Annotated in this window: 2 protein-coding genes; both read right to left on the bottom strand. The window is 71.4% G+C overall.

Annotated elements, in window-relative coordinates:
* Positions 1–133 precede the first annotated feature (133 nt).
* Complete coding sequence (locus VQ03_RS30445) at positions 134–340, bottom strand: hypothetical protein (protein ID WP_048454680.1); 207 nt, start codon at positions 338–340, stop codon at positions 134–136.
* A gap of 63 nt (positions 341–403) precedes the next feature.
* Positions 404–718, bottom strand: coding sequence for a polyhydroxyalkanoic acid system family protein (locus tag VQ03_RS30440; RefSeq protein ID WP_048454679.1), 315 nt, complete (start codon positions 716–718; stop codon positions 404–406).
* Positions 719–828: the final 110 nt, after the last annotated feature.

Here is an 828-nt window from a genome sequence, read left to right as displayed (position 1 = left end):
GGCCACCTCGTCGAGATCGGGTCCGACTGGTCGGAGGGCCGCCTGACGGCGGCGAGCCGCGACGGCCGCCGCCTGCGGGCGGCGGCCAACCCGCGCGGCATGCAGGGCTACGCCGCGGGGCGGTGACGCGCCCCTACATCGTCGGGTTGGCGGGGCCGGGCGGGGACGGGTCGGGGGTGATGGCCGGCGAGTTGCCGGGATCGTTCACCGGGATCTCGACCGGCCGGTCGCCCGGAGCCTCGCTCGGCAGGTCGGGCGCTCCGGGATTCGGCGTATCGGGACCCGGGGTGGGGGGCACGGGATCGTAGGGCTGGTCCGGAATCGGGCCGGGATTCGACATCGAGCGCTCCTCTCGTCTGTCGAACCCAAACCGGGGCGCCGGGCCCGGGTTCCGCAGCGTCCCCTATTGCTTGGTGAGCAGCTTGGTGCCGTTCTGGCTGACGATCTGCTGGATCTTGTGGGCGAAGATCGAGAGCAGGAGCGGCATCCGCACCTCGACCCGCACCGTATCGTCCTCGACGTCGATGTCGCCGTCGACCCGCTGGTTCATGGCGGCCACCAGGAACGAGAGCCGGTCGCCGCTCCAGGTCGCATCGGCCATGCTGAGACCCGCCTTCTGCAGCATCTCCTTGGCCTGGCCGATCCCGTTCTCGAGCCGGCGGCGGGCCTCGGTCCGGCCGAGCTGATGGGGAATCACGACAACCAGGGGCTTTGCCATCACATCACGCTCCGCTCGCACGATCGAGCCTGATGTGGGGAGGCGCGCCGCAACGGCAACGCCGCAAGGACCGGACGGCCTCGGATCAGTCCACCACCGCCACGGCGACG

The sequence above is a fragment of the Methylobacterium tarhaniae genome (assembly GCF_001043955.1).
Taxonomy (GTDB): Bacteria; Pseudomonadota; Alphaproteobacteria; order Rhizobiales; family Beijerinckiaceae; genus Methylobacterium; species Methylobacterium tarhaniae.
Note: the sequence above shows the minus strand (reverse complement) of the source record. Positions and strands in the feature narration are given on the sequence as shown.

What these genes read in the sequence shown, in the direction of transcription:
- VQ03_RS30445 (WP_048454680.1), bottom strand. Translation starts at nt 340, where the DNA reads ATGTCGAATCCCGGCCCGATTCCGGACCAGCCCTACGATCCCGTGCCC.
- VQ03_RS30440 (WP_048454679.1), bottom strand. Translation starts at nt 718, where the DNA reads ATGGCAAAGCCCCTGGTTGTCGTGATTCCCCATCAGCTCGGCCGGACC.